Raw genomic sequence first — 17,791 nt, 5'->3', positions numbered from 1 at the left:
AGGATAGAAATAGATTTTTAAAATTCAATTTTTTATCACCGGATTTGATTTTCGACCTTCATAATTTTGATAATTTTTCAAGAGAATAAGTATCTTTTTAATTTAAGATAAATCTATTTTAAGTTGGAATGTTATTATTACTTAAAAAAAAATAAAAGGAGTAAAGAGTAGTCTTTATTCTATAATCTAACATCTTTATTCTAAAAAATGGCTGAGTTCATAAAAATATATCCAGATAAACCTAGTGAAGCCGCAATTGCAAAGGTTGTAAAAGTGCTTCAGAATGGAGGTTTAGTAATTTATCCAACTGATACCGTTTATGGTTTAGGTTGTGATATTACCAATTCGAGGGCTTTAGAAAAAATTGCCAAAATAAAAGGAGTTAAGCTTGAGAAAGCTAATTTCTCCTTCATCTGTCATGATTTGAGTAATCTTTCAGATTATGTTCGTCAGATTGATACGTCTACTTTTAAAATTTTAAAAAGAGCATTACCGGGTCCTTACACTTTTATTTTGCCGGGTAATAATAATTTGCCTAAAGAGTTTAAAAAGAAAACTACAGTAGGTATTCGTGTGCCTGATAATAATATTGCTTTAGAAATTGTTCGCCAATTAGGAAACCCTATTGTGTCAACATCTATTCGTGATGAAGATGATGTGATTGAATATACAACAGATCCGGAATTGATTTTTGAGAAATGGCAAAATCTTGTTGATCTTGTTATTGATGGAGGTTACGGTGATAATGTTGGTTCGACAATTATTGACTTATCAGAAGGCGAACCGGTTGTTGTTAGGGAAGGAAAAGGAGATATAGATATATTGTAAGAATAATTCAATACAATATCTTGGATATTAATAAAAGGTTTGGTTAATTAGCTAATAATTAATCAAACCTTTTATTTTTTATGAAAAACCTTTACCTTTTTTTATTCTTATTTTCTTCTGTTACTATATTTTCGCAAAATATCCTCAAAGGTAAAATTGTAGGTAAGGATAATATTCCCCTGCAAGGTGTAAATATTTATTTTGACGGAACTACATTTTCTACTGTTTCAGATGCAAACGGAGATTATTCCATAAGATACGAACCCAAAGCTAATAGTGTATTGGTAGTAAGTTTTATGGGTTACGAAAGAGAATATCTAAGTGGTTTAGATAGTACTAAACCATTAAATATTAAAATGACAGTTTCTAAAAATCAACTTAAAGAAGTTGTTATTAATAAAAAGGAATTGTTTACCAGAGCTCAGAAATTAAAACTTTTTAGAGAATATTTTTTAGGTCAGACAAAAAATGCAAAATCAACCGTAATATATAATGAAGATGACATTCAATTTAAATATGATAAAAAAAAGTTGATGTTTACTGCTTTTTCAGATAAGCCTTTGGTTATTATGAATAGCTCTTTAGGATATAAAATTAATTATGAATTAGTTGGTTTTGAAATTACATTTGATAAAGTAAGTATTAGTTCCAAAGATGTAATAAATAACTTTTATCAGGGAGTAAGTCGTTTTGAGGAAATTAACAATTCTTCAGAAATTTTAGAACGTCGGGAAAAAGCTTTTCAAGGTTCACAAGTTCAATTTTTCAGGACTTTAGCAAATAAAGATTGGGGATCAGATAAATTTTTATTATTTAATGACTCTAACAATCTTGATCCAAATGTACGTTTTAGAATTAATAAAGAAGATGATCTTGTAAAAGTTACCATTCTTCCACAACCAAAAGAAGAAGTTAAAAATGAAGAAAATATAAGCGATGTAGTAGCTTCTTATAAAGTTATGTTTAATAACAGTGAGTCATCAAAAATAGTTTTCCTTACAGATAATTTTTCTATATATAAGTATGGAAATAATTCAAATATTAATGATATACTTTTTTTGGGTAAAATTGCAGAAAAGAAAGTTGGTGATTTATTACCCTTAAATTATAGAATGTGATAAATTGTAATGTTCAAAAAGTGATAGATGTAAAGTATTTGTAAAAAAATACTTAAATGATATAAAAGTTGAAAAATAATAACTAACTTTAGATTAGTTAAAATTTAGTTAGTTTAAAGATAATGCTATTCTTAATTTATATTTAATTGGTTATTAAAAAAGTTAGGGATACATAAAAGCAGGTCAATCGACCTGCTTTTTCTGTTTAATAAAGTATGTGAAAAACTTAAATTATTTTTGTTGTTTTTTCATTTCTTTTTCAATCATATCATAGAATTGATCGATTTTTGGCATAACCACAATACGAGTTCTTCTGTTACGGGCTCTGTCATCCGGAGTATCATTAGCAACTAATGGTACATAAGAACTTCTACCAGCTGCGATTAATTTAGCAGGGTTCACACCAAGATCATTTGTTAATACACGTACAATAGATGTAGAACGTTTAACACTTAAATCCCAGTTGTCTAACAAAATTCCGTTGCTTTTGTAAGGAACGTTATCTGTGTGACCTTCCACCATACATTCGAAATCTGGTTTGTCGTTTACTACTTTTGCAACTTTAGCCAAAACACCTTTAGCTTTGTCAGTTACATCATAGCTACCGCTTTTAAATAATAATTTGTCTGCGATAGAAATAAATACAACTCCTTTTTCTACGTTGATTTCGATATCCGGATCATTAATTCCAACAGCACCTTTTAAGCTAGTAACTAAAGCTAAAGTTACACTGTCTTTTTTAGTTAATGCATCCTGAAGTCTTGATATTTTTAAGTCTTTTTCTTTTAAACTTTCTAAAGATTTTTCAAGATTTTCAGCTCCTTTAGTTGTTAATACAGTTAAGTCTTTAGAAGTGCTTATTAAATCTTGATTATGTTGTTTATAGCTTTCTGCTGTAGCTGCTAACCCTGCTTTTTCCTCTAAACAAGCATTTAGTTTTACGGTGCAAGAGTTTAATAAATCTTGTGTCTCTTTGTTCTTAGCTTCTAAAGCTGCGTATTGCTTTTTCGATACACACGAAGTTAAGGCCATTAATACTGATAGTGCAATTACTATTTTTCTCATAGGTATTATATTTAATTAAACGTTGATTACAAATTTAGTTTTTAATATTTTGATTACTGTTAAAGATTTCTTTAAATACGGTCAGTTTCTTTATGTAATACAAGAAAACGATACTTTTTACAGTATAGTATTGCTGTATCTGAAAATCTTTTCGCTCACGCAGATATTTTAAAGATATGCAATAAAATGAAAAATGCGCCTTCAAAATTGCAAAAGTATGCCCGAATTTTCCCTGTGTAAGAAAACGCATACCAGCGATGCCATCTAAAATCATTCTGAAGAAAATGACAAAAAACAAACTTTTTTTAGGCAGGTTTTTCACAAGCATTAACAATGAATTTCTAAAATTCAAATACGTTTTTTTAGGATTTCCCTGTTGTAAAGTTGCTCCTCCAACATGATAAACAACTGATTTTGAATTGTACTTAATGATGTGTCCTTCGTTTGCCGCACGCCAGCACAAATCAATTTCTTCCTGATGCGCAAAAAAGCTTTCATCAAAACCTCCTAATTCGTGATAAACTTCGCTTCTGATAAAAAAACAAGCTCCTGAAGCCCAGAATAATTCACAATTATCATCGTATTGGCCATTGTCTTTTTCTAAAGTATCAAAAATACGTCCACGGCAAAACGGGAAACCATATTTATCAATAAATCCACCGGCAGCACCAGCATATTCAAAATATTCCTTGTTTTTAAAATCAAGAATTTTAGGCTGAATTATAGCGGTTTGTTTTTCTTTATTGAAAGTTTCAATAATTGGGTTTAGCCAATTTTCAGTTACTTCGATATCTGAATTTACTAAAGCATAAATTTCAGCATCTATATGTTGTAAAGCATCATTGTAACCTTTTGCAAAGCCATGATTACCAATGTTTACAACTATTTTTATGGTAGGAAAATTTTGTTTGATAAAATTGATAGAATCATCTGTCGAAGCATTATCAGCGACATATATTTGGGTTCCTTCCGAAAATTGAACAACAGAGGGTAAAAACTGCTCTAACAATTTTACGCCGTTCCAATTTAAAATGACAACTGCAATTTTATCCAAAAGTAATTCTATTTATTTTTAATATTATTTTTATTCATTATAATCTGGCAAACTTCTTAAAAACTGATATTTTTCGTTTTCAAAATCCATTTGGCAGTAAAAATGATTTAGACCGTTTGTAACATTCAAAAACCGTGCCTTCATTGTCATATTGTAACGGGCAATCTGATCAAAAGTTGCCTGAGATATCTTTACGCTGGGCGCTTTACATTCTACTAATATATGTATAGAACCATCCGGATTAAAGACCACAATATCGTATCTTTTTCTTAATCCGTTGACTGTTAAAACTTTCTCGACATTGATTAGAGATTTAGGGTATTTTTTCTCATCAATTAAATAGTGAACCACATGCTGACGCACCCATTCTTCTGGGGTAAGAATGATAAATTTTTTCCTGATTTCATCGAAAATAGACACTTTATTTTCGCTATTTTTGAATCGGAAAGTATAAGAAGGAAAATTTAATTGCTGCATAGCGCAAATATAATTTGAAAATTAGTCAATTTGAAAATTAGATAATTGTTTTTTTTTTAAATTAAAACTGCCTACTGGTACTGAACACTGAAAACTAAAATAAATGGACGAAGTTGTAAAAATTGTTAATGATATTAAAGCCGGAAATATAAAACCTATTTATTTTTTAATGGGTGAGGAGCCTTATTATATTGATAAATTATCGGAATATATTGAGCAGAACATACTTTTAGAAGAAGAGAAAGGATTCAATCAAACGGTATTATATGGTAGAGATGTTACGGTAGAAGATATTGTTTCAACGGCCAAGCGCTATCCTATGATGTCTGATCGTCAGGTTGTTATTGTAAAAGAAGCCCAGGATTTGTCAAGAACAATTGATAAAATAGAGTCGTACGTAAATAATCCGATGGAAACTACGGTTCTGGTATTTTGTTACAAATACAAAACACTTGATAAACGTAAAAAAGTAACCAAATTATTAGCGCAAAACGGAATCGTTTACGAAAGTAAAAAACTGTATGAAAACCAGGTTGGTGACTGGATAAAACGCGTACTTGCTGGGAAAAAATACACGATAGACCCAAAAGCCAATGCTATGTTGGTAGAGTTTTTGGGTACAGATTTAAGTAAAATCAATAATGAATTAGAAAAATTACAGATTATTTTACCGCAAGGAACTGTAATTACGCCTCAGCATATCGAGGAAAATATTGGTTTTAGTAAAGATTATAATGTTTTCGAACTTCGGAAAGCAATTGGTGAACGCAATCAATTGAAAGCATATAAAATTGCGGAGAACTTTGCGCATAATCCTAAAGAATATCCATTAGTAATGACAACCGGATTAGTTTTTGGGTTTTTCGTTCAGCTTTTAAAATATCATGGGCTTAAAGACAAAAATCCTAAAAATGTAGCTTCAGCAATTGGCGTTAATCCTTATTTCCTAAAAGAATATGATTTAGCGATCAAGAATTACCCAATGCGAAAAGTAAGTCAGATTGTAGGAGCACTGCGTGATGTTGATGTTAAAAGTAAAGGGGTTGGAGCTAATGCATTACCTCAGGCAGATTTATTAAAAGAAATGCTGTACAAAATATTTAATTAAGCCGTGAAAATTCACGATATTTGCATCTCTAAAAAAATTACTACTTTTAAAACAATAATTACACAATTATGGGAATGAATAAAAATACCGTTTTAGGATGGGCTACTTTTATAATGGTACTTATGGGATTGTTACTTATAGGTCTTGGCGCTTTTAGATACAGAGACGTCTCTGGCTGGGGGTTTGTAGCAGTTGGTGTTGGTTTTTTTGCCAATGCCTGGGTTTTTAATGCATTAAAAGGTAGAGTATAAAAAAATCAAAACTCAATATCAAACTCAATATCAATTGCAAAAATCAATTGCACTATATAATAGGTTAATAAAAAAAAATAATCATAAAAATTAAAAAATAAATAGAATGTCAGACGATAAGAAAGTAATTTTCTCAATGCAAAAGTTGAGTAAAACCTATCAGGGAGCAGACAAACCGGTGCTTAAAAACATTTACCTGAGTTTCTTTTATGGTGCTAAAATTGGTATTTTAGGACTTAACGGATCAGGAAAATCTTCTCTTTTAAAAATTATTGCAGGAGTTGATAAAAATTATCAGGGAGATGTTGTTTTTCAACCAGGTTATACTGTAGGTTATTTAGAGCAAGAGCCAATTCTTGATGACTCTAAAACTGTTATCGAAATTGTTCGTGAAGGAGCTGCAGAAACTATGGCTGTTTTAGAAGAGTACAATCAAATTAATGATTTATTCGGTCTTGAAGAGAACTACTCAGATCCAGATAAAATGGATAAATTAATGGATCGTCAGGCTGCTTTACAAGATAAAATTGATGCTCTTGGTGCTTGGGAAATCGATACCAAATTAGAAATTGCAATGGATGCTTTGCGTACTCCGGAAGGTGATACGCCAATCAAAAACCTTTCAGGAGGAGAGCGCCGTCGTGTAGCTTTATGTCGTTTGTTGTTACAACAGCCTGATGTATTGTTACTCGATGAGCCTACCAACCACCTTGATGCCGAGTCTGTACTTTGGTTAGAGCAGCATTTAGCTCAATATTCCGGAACTGTAATTGCTGTAACGCATGATAGATATTTCCTTGACAATGTTGCTGGTTGGATTTTAGAGTTGGATAGAGGAGAAGGTATTCCTTGGAAAGGAAATTATTCTTCTTGGTTAGACCAAAAATCAAACCGTATGGCACAAGAAGAAAAAGTAGCATCTAAACGTAGAAAAACTTTAGAGCGTGAGTTGGACTGGGTTCGTCAGGGAGCAAAAGGTCGTCAAACCAAACAAAAAGCGCGTTTGCAGAATTACGATAAATTATTGAATGAAGACCAAAAACAATTGGATGAAAACCTGGAAATCTACATCCCGAATGGTCCACGTTTAGGTACAAATGTTATCGAAGCTAAAAATGTTGCCAAGGCTTTTGGTGATAAATTACTATATGATAATTTAAACTTTACTTTGCCACAAGCGGGTATTGTTGGAATCATTGGACCAAACGGTGCTGGTAAATCTACCATTTTCAAAATGATTATGGGTGAGGAAAAAACAGATAGCGGAGAATTTTCAGTTGGCGAAACCGTGAAAATTGCTTACGTAGATCAGTCGCACTCTAACATTGATCCGAATAAATCTATTTGGGAGAATTTTGCTGACGGTCAGGAATTAGTAATGATGGGTGGAAAGCAAGTGAACTCAAGAGCATACTTATCTCGTTTCAACTTTGGTGGAGGTGAGCAAAATAAAAAAGTATCAATGTTATCTGGTGGAGAGCGTAACCGTTTACACTTAGCAATGACTTTGAAAGAAGAAGGAAACGTACTTTTACTGGATGAGCCTACGAATGATTTAGATGTAAATACGCTTCGTGCCCTTGAAGAAGGTTTGGAAAATTTTGCCGGTTGCGCTGTAATTATTTCGCACGACAGATGGTTCTTAGACAGAATTTGTACACACATTCTGGCTTTCGAAGGAGATTCTGAAGTGTATTATTTCGAAGGAGGTTTCTCTGAATACGAAGAAAATAAAAAGAAACGTTTAGGCGGTGATTTAACTCCAAAACGTTTGAAATACAGAAAGTTGATTAGATAATAATCTGAGTAATTTTCATCCCGAAGCCTCGGGATAAAATCCTAAATTCCAATTATTGTGAATTTGGGATTTTTTTATTTAAGACAAAGTTGTATCATTTCGAAATCTATTATAAAAACAAATCTTTTTTTTTAGTAGCTAATCCCGCTATTCGTTCCGATCTTTTATGGCTCCCGATAGCTATCGGGACTGCCACAAAAGGATTTCTAATCCTATCGGGGCTAGGGCAATTATTTCCATAATAATGTTTTTGTGTAGTTTGTCATTTAGAGGTACGAAAAAGCTTCGTGACTAAATTCCGCAAAGATGCAAATACTTTATAGAGTTTCTTGTGAAGATCTCTTGTTCCTTGAAATGACAATATTGCGCAAAAGTTGGAATTTGGAATTTTGAAAAATTGAAATTTAAATAAATTTCGCCTTCAACTCCGGAGTAGGAATCATGCAGCTTTCTTTTTTGCCATACCACTTGTAACGATTTTTAGCAACATAGTCATAAATGTAATTTCTAAACTTTTCAGGGAAGATTTTAAAAATACCAGTGAGGCTATAAATTCCACCCAAATCTTCTACAATTTCAAGAACTGCCGAAGATTTATAATAATAAGCTACGCCTGGATGATATAAAATAATGCTGTCAATTTTAGTTCGGTCTACACCAATATAATTACAAATTTCAATTCCCAATTCTGATTGCAACGCGACAAATCTAAAGATATCTTTTTTATCATGTTTGATAATAAACTGAACTGTGCCATTGCATAAATTGCATACACCGTCAAAGAGAATTATTTTTTTGTCCTGTGGAAGATTATCCTGCATTTGGAAAAGTTTCAAGTTAAAGGTTTTAAGTTCTTATGCATTTTCAAAGTTTTAAACTTTGAAAAAGCTAACATCTAGTTTGTCATTTCGCGGAACGAGAAATCACACTAGGTGATCGACAAAGATTGGCGACTTACTTTACGGAGTTATGTGTGTGATTTCTCGTTCCTCGAAATAACAAAAAATGACTATCAATTTTTATTATTAAAAATTGGTAATCCATAATTTTTATAAATTAAAAACCTCTTTCATAAATAAATTTTAAGCAATTTTTAAAAATAATCCATCTTCTTAATAGTCTTTCTGAAAATCTTTGCTAAAATCGCTTTATTTTAATTTTCGATAAAATTTAAGTCTTTTTATAGCTGAAAACCGTAACTGAGACAGAAAACTTACTTCTTTGCAGCTTCAACTAATTCCAATTCGTCCAGACTTACTTTTGAAGTAAAGATTCCGTAATTTACTGTTGCTTTGTTTTTTTCTATTGAGTCGATGCTTCCAACAGATCTTCCGTCGAGCATTCTTACTCTGTCGCCAACTTTTAAAATTGGTTTTGGTTTTTCAATAACAGGTTTAAGTTTCTTTTCTTTTTTCTCTTTTCGGATTTCTTCAACCTGAACAGAAACTTCTGCGATAACTTCTTTTTTCTTTTCGATTATAGCCTTGGCTTCTTTTGGAGTTGCTTTTTTACGTTTTGAATTTTCAATTTCTATGATTTTTAAAAATTCTCCAATAAGTTCTTTTTTATTTTTATTGTTGAAATATTTCTCCGAGATGTCTTCAATTTTCTGACCAATGTAAATTGTCTTTTGGTTGCTATCATATAATTCCTGATAACTTTCCAGTTTCTGTTTGATTTTTACATTTATGTTCTCCATCTTTTTACTCTCCTCGCGCGCTCGGGTTTCTTCTTCTTTCAAATTGATAGAAGTTTTTTCCAATTTCGAACGTTCTTTCTGAAGAGTTGCAATGGTTTTGTCAAAACGAACTTTCCCAACTTCGATTTTCTTTTTAGCACGATTGATCAATCCAAATGGGATTCCGTTTTTCAACGCAACTTCAAAAGTAAAGGAACTACCGGCCTGACCTAGAGCCAATTTGTACATTGGTTCCAATGATTTTTCATCAAACATCATATTCGCATTTGTTGCATACGGTAATTCGTTCGCCAAAATTTTCAAATTCGAATAGTGCGTTGTAATGATTCCGAAAGCTTCACGATGGTAAAATTCTTCCAGGAAAATTTCCGCCAAAGCACCACCTAATTCAGGATCTGAACCTGTACCAAATTCATCAATTAAAAACATGGTTTTCTTATTACATTTCTTTAAAAAGTAATTCATGTTTTTTAATCGGTAACTATAAGTACTTAAATGATTTTCAATAGATTGATTGTCTCCAATGTCTGTTAAAATTCTATCAAACAAAAAGGTCTCGCTTCGTTCGTGGACCGGAATTAGCATTCCTGATTGCAGCATCAATTGCAATAAACCAACCGTTTTAAGCGAAATTGTTTTACCTCCGGCATTTGGACCAGAGATTACAATAATACGATTATCTTGTTTTAGTTCAATAGTTTGCGGATGCGTAACTTCGTTCTTTTGCTTGTTGTTCAAATACAAAATCGGGTGATACGCTTCTCTAAAAAACAATCTTCTTTCTTCGGTAATTGTCGGCAAAATTCCGTTTATTCTGTTAGCATATTTTGCTTTTCCTGCAACTACATCAATATCACTTAGAAATTCCTGATATTCAATAAGTATAGGCAAGAATGGTCGAATGGCATTCGATAATTGTTTTAAAATTCTCGTGATTTCTTCCTTTTCTTCATATTCAAGATTTGCTAGTTCTCTTGAATATTGCAAAGTAGCTTCTGGTTCGATATAAGCAATACTCCCGGTTTTAGAACTTCCTAAAATAGAGCCTTTTACCTTACGGCGATACATTGCTAAAACCGCAAGCACTCTACGATTTTGTACAAAACTTTCTTTAATGTCATCTAAATAACCAAGACTATTATTATGAGAAAGTGCCATTCCAAAACTTTGGTTTACTTTACCACGAACGATATTCATATTCTGACGAATACTCAATAAAGCCGGTGAAGCATTGTCTTTGATTTCTCCGTATTTGTCTACAATAGCATCTATGAGAGTTACAATATCTTTCGTGTATTCAACTCTTGAAGCTCTTGCGTTTAAGTTTGGATAATAGTCATCAAATTTTTTGAGGAAATTCAGCAAGAAATTTGCTGTTGACGAAAGTGTCGCAATTTTTCTAAAACTTCCTACTTCAAGAAAACTATCTTCAATTGCCAGAAATTTAATTTCGTGCGTTATGGCGTCAAATCCGTGATTGGGAATGGCGTTGTTATTTTCAAAAGATGAAACATATTCAGATGTTTGCATTAAAGCCTGCATCAAAGTTTCTTTATCTCTAAATGGTGTTATTTTTAAAGCTTTTTCTTTTCCTATATCTGTATTACAGCCTGCCGAAATAGTTTCGAGCACTGTAGGGAATTGTAAATCTTGTAATGTTTTTTCGGTAATGGATATCATTTATTTTCTTTAACAAAGTACACACAAAAGTACGAAAACATTAGTATTCAATTCTACAAAGTTTATGTCTAAATTTATGATTGGTAAATATGATTTAAATAAAAAAATCCTGAAATTCGCATAAAAAAAGATATGGACATAAAAATGCATGATTCCTGGAAACCGGTTTTGAATGAAGAATTTGAAAAACCATATTTCAATTCATTGATTGATTTTGTAAAATCTGAATATTCGACTAAGGTTTGTTATCCAAAAGGGAGTCAGATTTTTTCAGCTTTTGACCATTGTCATTTTGATCAGGTAAAAGTTGTGATAATCGGACAAGATCCCTATCACGGACCTAATCAGGCAAATGGATTATGTTTTTCTGTAAATGACGGGATTTCATTTCCGCCTTCTCTTCAAAATATTTTCAAGGAAATCGAAACTGATTTAAATATACCAATTCCTAAAACAGGTAATTTAGAACGATGGGCAGATCAGGGTGTTTTTCTTTTAAACGCTACATTAACTGTTAGACAATCTGAGGCAGGAAGTCACCAGGGAAAAGGTTGGGAGAAATTTACAGATGCTGTAATTAAGCAAATTTCTGCTAATAGTAAAGATGTTGTTTTTTTATTATGGGGAGGTTTTGCCCAAAAGAAAGCCACACTAATTGATGCTTCGAAACATCATATTTTAAAATCAGGACATCCATCTCCTTTAAGCGCAAATAGAGGTTTTTGGTTTGGAAATAAACATTTTAGTCAGGCAAATACTTTTCTAAAGTCAAAAGGATTGAAAGAAATTGAATGGTAATGATAAGCCAAATGGAATATACAATAAAAAAGAAGCCAGTTAAATAACTGGCTTCTTTTTATTTTTTTATAATCTCGTCCAAGACTGCTTTATTTTCGTAGTTGATCACCTTTAGAATTACTTCCTGGTTTTTAACTGTTTTTCCTTCGATAATATAAAGTTTTCCTTTTTTGAAAGGAACGTTGCTTTGATCAAAATCAACATCTCCAAATTTCAATGTATTTTTAATATCAGCTGTATCAATCCATTTTTCATTTAAGGTCTGAACTGCTTTTTCAGAATATTGAAAAGGTTTTGTGCGTAAATTATTTAAAACTCTGGCATTAGGAAAGTAGTTGCAACGGGTATCTTTTCCGCTAAAAACAAGGGCTACAAAAAAGCATCCCATAACTAAACCAATAAGATAATATGCAAAACGGTGTACGAACTTCATGAAATAAATTTTTTGCAAAGGTACATTAAAGTTCCCTTAAAATACAAGTAAATTAATGTCGTTATCCGGTAAATCGAACCACTCTCCAATTGCTTTGTTGGTTAAAATTCCGTGATACAGATAAATTCCGTTTTTTAAACCTTTATTGCATCGTATGGCACTTTCTAAACCTCCGTCTTCAGCTATTTGAAGCAAATAAGGAGTCAATATATTACTTATTGATAACGATGCAGTTTTGGAGTATCTTGAAGGGATATTAGGAACACAATAATGCAGAACATTACTTTTTATAAAAGTCGGTTTCTCATGGGTTGTAACTTCCGAGGTTTCAAAGCATCCGCCGGTGTCGATACTTACATCAACAATTACAGCACCTTTTTTCATGTGCTCTACCATCGTTTCTGTCACTATAATCGGACAACGTTCCTTTCCGCGCATGGCGCCAATAGCAACATCGCAACGTCTTAATGCTTTTAGCAATGCTTTTTGCTGCACAGTAGAAGTAAAGATTCTTTGATTTAAGTTGTTTTGCAAACGACGTAATTTTGTAATCGAATTATCAAAAACTTTTACATTTGCGCCCAAACCAATGGCGGTTTTAGCGGCAAATTCTCCAACTGTTCCGGCACCTAAGATTACAACTTCGGTAGGAGGGACACCGGTAATGTTTCCGAATAAAAGTCCTTTCCCAAATTCGTTTGTAATCATCAATTCGGCAGCAATAAGTACAGAAGCTGTTCCGGCAATTTCGCTTAATGATTTAACAGCAGGATAAGAACCGTCCTCGTCTTTAATATACTCAAAGGCAAGTGCAGTAATCTTTTTTTGCGCCAAGGCTTCGAAATATTCTTTCTTTTTGGTTTTTAACTGAATAGCCGAAATAATAATCGTTTCAGGATTAATCATTTTAATTTCTGCTATAGTAGGTGGTTCTACTTTTAGCAGCATTGGGCATCCAAAAACTTTTTTAGTATCTTTTGTTACTTCAGCTCCTGCATCAGAGTATTCCTTGTCAGAGTAGCTTGAACTTTCTCCGGCTCCGGATTCAATCATAACGCGATGACCTTCATAAGTCAGGGAGTTGACAGCATCTGGAGTTAAGCAAATACGACGTTCCTGATAACTTGTTTCTTTAGGGATCCCTATAAAAAGTTCTCTCTTGAATCGGCCCACTTCAAGTTTTTCTTCTTGTGGCAACAATTGTTGTTTCGTAAATGGAGTTAAGGTGATTGACATGGGTTGTGCGAAAAATTAAGAGTACAAATTACGTAAAAAGTTTTAAAATCAGTGTAAAAATTCTGCTAATACTACGTCATGAAATTAAGGTATAATTTTTTCCATTTTAATGTCGGCTCTTTCATAGCTAACATTTCCTAAGGGAACTTCGACAAAACCGAATTTTTCATACAAATGAATTGCAGGAAGTAATTTTCGGTTCGAATACAAAATGAGCTTCCTGATGTTATTTTCTTCGGCTACAGCCAAACAATGAATTAGTAACTGATTTCCAATTCCGAGACCTTGCGCTTTATCTGAAACGGCCATTTTACTGAGTTCAAAAGTGTCGTAATCGATTTTCATTAAAGAAACTGTTCCAATAATTTCACCTTTATATTTAGCATAAAAAATCAATCCGCCTTTATCAATGATTTCCTCCTGTGGATTAGAAAGTACTATTTCGTCTTTTTCCTCAACTTTAAAATATTTTTGAAGCCATTCTTTATTTAAAGTTTTGATTGGTTCTTTTAAATCTGATGAGAAAGGGATTATTTCTACTATATTTCGTTTGCCCATTATGTTTTGATAGAAGTTGTTTCGCAAAGTTTTTTCACAAAGTATCACAAAGTTGTAAAAATGATTTTGTGTTTCTCTGTGAGACCTTAGTGAATCTTTGTGCAATATTTTAAACCAATTTTAATTCTCTTTTTCCATCTGCCAATAACTCAATTGTCACAACAGAATGTTCCTCAGGAAGTAAACTGGCAATTTTTTCAGACCATTCTATAAAACACCAGTTTCCTGAATATAGATAATCATCAACGCCCATATCAAGAGCTTCAGTTTCTTTATTTAATCTGTAAAAATCAAAATGATACACAATGTTATTGTTAGAAGTGTAATATTCATTTACTAAAGAAAAAGTCGGACTGCTAGTTGCATCTTCAACTCCAAGACTTTTACATAGTTGTTTGATTAGAGTAGTTTTTCCAACACCCATTTCTCCATTAAAGAGAATAATCTTCTTTGGATTTTGTGCTAAAATTTGCTCTGCTACTTCTTGAATTTGATCTAATGAAAAAACGATATCCATTTTTATTACTTATTAATTATAGTCTCAGTCACAGTTTTCAGTCTTAGTTGGAAACTGTAAACTGCGTTTTTTTTGCCACAGATTAAAAGATTTTATTGATTTTTCTAATCTGTGTGAATCTGTGGTAATTTCTTTTTACTGTAAACTGCGACTGAAAACTTTTCTATTTCGGGTTAAATACCAAAAAAGGAATAATCATTTCTTCTAATGAAATTCCGCCGTGTTGATACGTATTTCTGTAATAACTCACATAATGATTGTAGTTGTTTACATAAGCTAAAAAGAAATCATTTTTAGCAAAAATAAACGAACTACTCATGTTTATAGCCGGTAAACCAATGTCTTTAGGTTCTTTTACAACATAAACATCTTTATGTTCGTATGTTAAACTACGTCCGGTTTTGTAGCGCAAATTTAAACTTGTATTTTTATCTCCAACTACTTTTGATGGGTTTTTTACATTAATTGTTCCGTGATCTGTAGTCAGGATCAATTTGAAACCTAAAAGTTGTGCTTGCTGAATAATTTCTAAAAGTGGAGAGTTTTTAAACCAGCTTAAAGTCAGTGAGCGATATGCTTTATCATCAGAAGCAAGTTCTTTTACAACGTCCATTTCGGTTTTTGCGTGCGATAACATATCGACAAAATTGTAAACAACCGTCACTAAATCATTGCCTTTTAAAGCTTTGAAGTTTTCTGCCAGTTTTTTTCCGCCTGCGTAATTGGTGATTTTAAAATAATCTTCTTTGATGTTTAATCCCAAACGTTTTAATTGCGCCGAAAGAAATTCAGCTTCATAAAGGTTTTTTCCGCCGTCTTCAACATCATTTTTCCAGTATTGCGGGAACTGTTTCTCCATTTCTGTAGGCAATAAACCTGAGAAAATAGCATTTCTGGCATATTGCGTTGCCGTAGGAAGGATAGAGAAATAAGGAACTTCTTTTTCTAATTTGTAATAATTTGCCACAACGGTTTCAAAAGATTTCCATTGGTCGTAACGTAAATTATCAATTACAACCAACAAAATTGGTTTGTCTTTCTTTTTAATTTCAGGAACTACTAATTCCTTAAATAAATTGTGGGACTGAATTGGTTTATCTGCTTTTGGAGCAAACCAGTCTTCATAATTTCTTTCGATATATTTTCCGAATTGCGAATTGGCTTCAACTTTTTGGGATTCAAGGATTTCAATCATCGCCTGGTCGTTGATGTTTTCCAATTCAAGTTCCCAGAAAATTAACTTTTTATACAATTCCACCCAGTCTTCATAGGAATTAACCATCGCCATTTCCATCGAAATTTTCCTGAATTCTTTTTGATAATCTAGAGTTGTTTTTTCAGAAATTAACCTCGAATGATCCAGATTTTTCTTTAAACTCAGTAAAATCTGATTCGGATTTACCGGTTTTATCAAATAGTCAGCGATTTTAGAACCAATGGCTTCTTCCATTATATACTCTTCTTCGCTTTTTGTAATCATAATCATCGGGATAGCCGATTTTTTTTCTTTCATTTCAGAAAGTGTTTCCAGGCCACTCATTCCCGGCATATTTTCATCAAGAAAAACAATGTCAAAATTATCTTCTTCAAATAAGGCGATAGCGTCTAAACCATTGTTACAAGTGGTTACAGTGTAGTTTTTTTTCTCCAGAAATAATATATGTGGTTTCAAAAGATCGATTTCATCATCAACCCAAAGTATTTTTATCTTATCCATAAACGTATTTAATTTTAATGCAATTTAGAGGTATAGAACTTAAAAAGTATTAAAAATAGTATAAATTTCAGAATAACAAATAGTGATTTTTACATTAAAACTTTTTTTGAATTTAGTATTGCATTGAAAATCACGACAATTTAATGTCAATTTTTAAATGAAAAACACAAAGCTGTTTATAGTTAATTACTTATATTTGTTGACCTAAAAATAACCAAATAGTGACTCATATCAATAAGTTAAAAATATTCAATGATCCCATCTACGGGTTTATTTCTATCCCGAACGAACTTATTTACGACTTAATTCAGCATCCGTATTTTCAGCGTTTACGCCGTATTTCGCAAATGGGAATGTCGTATTTGGTTTATCCCGGAGCCAATCACACGCGTTTTCATCATGCCTTAGGCTGTATGCATTTAATGCAGAAGGCTGTAGAAACACTTCGTTTTAAAGGAGTTGCGATTTCCAGTGATGAAGAATGTGCTTTACTAATAGCTATTTTACTGCACGATATTGGTCATGGTCCGTTTTCACATGCTATGGAAAAAAGCATTGTCGAAGATGTGAATCATGAAGCGATTTCGTTATTATTCATGAATCAGTTGAATGATGAATTTGATGGAAAACTGAGTCTGGCGATCCAGGTTTTTAAAGGAGAATATCACAGGAAATTTATGCTGCAATTGATTTCAAGTCAATTGGATATGGATCGAATGGATTATTTGAAACGAGATAGTTTTTACACCGGAGTTGCCGAAGGGAATGTCAATTCTGAGCGTTTAATTCAGATGATGAATGTTGTTGATGGTGTTTTGGTAATCGAAGAAAAAGGAATTTACTCGGTAGAGAAATTTTTGCTTTCGAGAAGATTAATGTACTGGCAGGCTTACTTGCATAAAACAAGTTTGGTTGCAGAGCTAATTTTGATGAATGTACTAAAAAGAGCCAAAGAATTAACATTAAAAGGAATTAATTTGCCTTGCAGTGAGCCTCTTTTGTATTTTATGCAAAATAAAGTGACTTTAGAAGATTTTGATGCTGATAAATTAGATTTATTTTCTCAACTAGATGATTTTGATATCATTAGCGCTTTGAAAGCATGGCAAAAGCAAGAAGATTTTGTGCTTTCTACTTTAAGTAAAATGTTGATTAATAGAGATTTATTGAAAATTAAATTGAGTGCTGAGAAAATTTCGGCAGAAGAATCCCAATCTTTAAAAGAAGAATTTGCTAACGCGCACCATATTACGCAGTTAGAGGCTGGATATTTTATTTTTAGAGGAAAAATAAAAAATCAGGCCTATAGCAAAGAAGCTGAACCAATACGAATTTTCAAAAAAGATAAAACAATTGAGGATGTTGTCGAAGCTTCTGATCAGCTGAATTTGAAATCGTTATCTAAATTAGTTACAAAATATTACATCTGTTTTCCAAAACAACTTATCTAAAAT

General features: G+C 32.3%; 17 protein-coding genes. 7 read left to right on the top strand and 10 right to left on the bottom strand.

Annotation, left to right across the window (positions count from 1 at the left end):
- Positions 1–207 precede the first annotated feature (207 nt).
- Together IRZ78_RS00660 and IRZ78_RS00655 are read left to right on the top strand one after the other, a co-directional pair.
- The gene (locus tag IRZ78_RS00660) at positions 208–828 is read left to right on the top strand and encodes an L-threonylcarbamoyladenylate synthase (RefSeq protein WP_194614678.1); all 621 of its coding nucleotides are present in this window, start codon (positions 208–210) and stop codon (positions 826–828) included.
- Between the two features lie 80 nt (positions 829–908).
- Positions 909–1,946 (top strand): carboxypeptidase-like regulatory domain-containing protein, encoded by a 1,038-nt coding sequence (locus IRZ78_RS00655; protein WP_194614677.1) that lies wholly within the window; start codon positions 909–911, stop codon positions 1,944–1,946.
- A gap of 231 nt (positions 1,947–2,177) precedes the next feature.
- On the opposite strand, the gene IRZ78_RS00650 is transcribed toward IRZ78_RS00655, so the two are convergent.
- Genes IRZ78_RS00650 through IRZ78_RS00640 form a run of 3 tightly spaced genes read right to left on the bottom strand, consistent with a single transcriptional unit; the run spans position 2,178 to position 4,542 of the window.
- The gene (locus IRZ78_RS00650) at positions 2,178–3,011 is read right to left on the bottom strand and encodes an OmpA family protein (protein WP_194614676.1); all 834 of its coding nucleotides are present in this window, start codon (positions 3,009–3,011) and stop codon (positions 2,178–2,180) included.
- A gap of 34 nt (positions 3,012–3,045) precedes the next feature.
- Complete coding sequence (locus IRZ78_RS00645; RefSeq protein ID WP_194614675.1) at positions 3,046–4,065, bottom strand: glycosyltransferase family 2 protein; 1,020 nt, start codon at positions 4,063–4,065, stop codon at positions 3,046–3,048.
- Between the two features lie 30 nt (positions 4,066–4,095).
- Positions 4,096–4,542, bottom strand: coding sequence for a type I restriction enzyme HsdR N-terminal domain-containing protein (locus IRZ78_RS00640; RefSeq protein ID WP_194614674.1), 447 nt, complete (start codon positions 4,540–4,542; stop codon positions 4,096–4,098).
- 103 nt (positions 4,543–4,645) lie between these two features.
- Between IRZ78_RS00640 and holA the strand changes: the two genes are divergently transcribed.
- From holA to ettA, 3 genes are all read left to right on the top strand, one after another.
- Entirely contained in the window at positions 4,646–5,650 is a 1,005-nt protein-coding gene (holA, locus tag IRZ78_RS00635; protein WP_194614673.1) for a DNA polymerase III subunit delta, read from the top strand.
- Positions 5,651–5,718: 68 nt separating this feature from the next.
- The gene (locus IRZ78_RS00630; RefSeq protein WP_035680915.1) at positions 5,719–5,901 is read left to right on the top strand and encodes a CAL67264 family membrane protein; all 183 of its coding nucleotides are present in this window, start codon (positions 5,719–5,721) and stop codon (positions 5,899–5,901) included.
- 106 nt (positions 5,902–6,007) lie between these two features.
- Entirely contained in the window at positions 6,008–7,699 is a 1,692-nt protein-coding gene (ettA, locus tag IRZ78_RS00625) for an energy-dependent translational throttle protein EttA (protein ID WP_194614672.1), read from the top strand.
- A 404-nt stretch (positions 7,700–8,103) separates the two neighbouring features.
- Here ettA and IRZ78_RS00620 read toward each other — a convergent pair whose 3' ends face one another.
- Positions 8,104–8,520, bottom strand: a complete 417-nt coding sequence (locus tag IRZ78_RS00620; RefSeq protein ID WP_194614955.1) for a DCC1-like thiol-disulfide oxidoreductase family protein — start codon at positions 8,518–8,520, stop codon at positions 8,104–8,106.
- 392 nt (positions 8,521–8,912) lie between these two features.
- Entirely contained in the window at positions 8,913–11,078 is a 2,166-nt protein-coding gene (locus tag IRZ78_RS00615) for a DNA mismatch repair protein MutS (protein ID WP_194614671.1), read from the bottom strand.
- A 132-nt stretch (positions 11,079–11,210) separates the two neighbouring features.
- Here IRZ78_RS00615 and IRZ78_RS00610 point away from each other — a divergent pair, with 132 nt between their 5' ends.
- A complete protein-coding gene (locus IRZ78_RS00610) occupies positions 11,211–11,876 on the top strand; it encodes a uracil-DNA glycosylase (protein WP_194614670.1) in 666 nt (221 codons plus the stop codon).
- 58 nt (positions 11,877–11,934) lie between these two features.
- On the opposite strand, the gene IRZ78_RS00605 is transcribed toward IRZ78_RS00610, so the two are convergent.
- From IRZ78_RS00605 to IRZ78_RS00585, 5 genes are all read right to left on the bottom strand, one after another.
- Positions 11,935–12,309, bottom strand: coding sequence for a DUF4258 domain-containing protein (locus tag IRZ78_RS00605; protein ID WP_194614669.1), 375 nt, complete (start codon positions 12,307–12,309; stop codon positions 11,935–11,937).
- 36 nt (positions 12,310–12,345) lie between these two features.
- Positions 12,346–13,545 (bottom strand): alanine dehydrogenase, encoded by a 1,200-nt coding sequence (locus tag IRZ78_RS00600; protein WP_194614668.1) that lies wholly within the window; start codon positions 13,543–13,545, stop codon positions 12,346–12,348.
- A gap of 84 nt (positions 13,546–13,629) precedes the next feature.
- A complete protein-coding gene (locus IRZ78_RS00595) occupies positions 13,630–14,103 on the bottom strand; it encodes a GNAT family N-acetyltransferase (protein WP_194614667.1) in 474 nt (157 codons plus the stop codon).
- A gap of 109 nt (positions 14,104–14,212) precedes the next feature.
- Positions 14,213–14,620 carry a tRNA (adenosine(37)-N6)-threonylcarbamoyltransferase complex ATPase subunit type 1 TsaE gene (gene tsaE / locus IRZ78_RS00590; RefSeq protein WP_194614666.1) on the bottom strand — a complete coding sequence of 136 codons (408 nt, stop codon included), beginning with the start codon at positions 14,618–14,620 and terminating at the stop codon, positions 14,213–14,215.
- 163 nt (positions 14,621–14,783) lie between these two features.
- A complete protein-coding gene (locus IRZ78_RS00585; protein WP_194614665.1) occupies positions 14,784–16,337 on the bottom strand; it encodes a bifunctional response regulator/alkaline phosphatase family protein in 1,554 nt (517 codons plus the stop codon).
- Positions 16,338–16,558: 221 nt separating this feature from the next.
- Here IRZ78_RS00585 and IRZ78_RS00580 point away from each other — a divergent pair, with 221 nt between their 5' ends.
- Entirely contained in the window at positions 16,559–17,788 is a 1,230-nt protein-coding gene (locus IRZ78_RS00580) for an HD domain-containing protein (protein ID WP_194614664.1), read from the top strand.
- Positions 17,789–17,791 lie beyond the last annotated feature (3 nt).

Origin of the sequence: Flavobacterium sp. CSZ (genome assembly GCF_015350725.1) — a bacterium.
Classification (GTDB): Bacteria; Bacteroidota; Bacteroidia; order Flavobacteriales; family Flavobacteriaceae; genus Flavobacterium.
The sequence above is the reverse complement of the archived record's forward strand: the minus strand, read 5'-3'. Positions and strand labels throughout refer to the sequence as shown.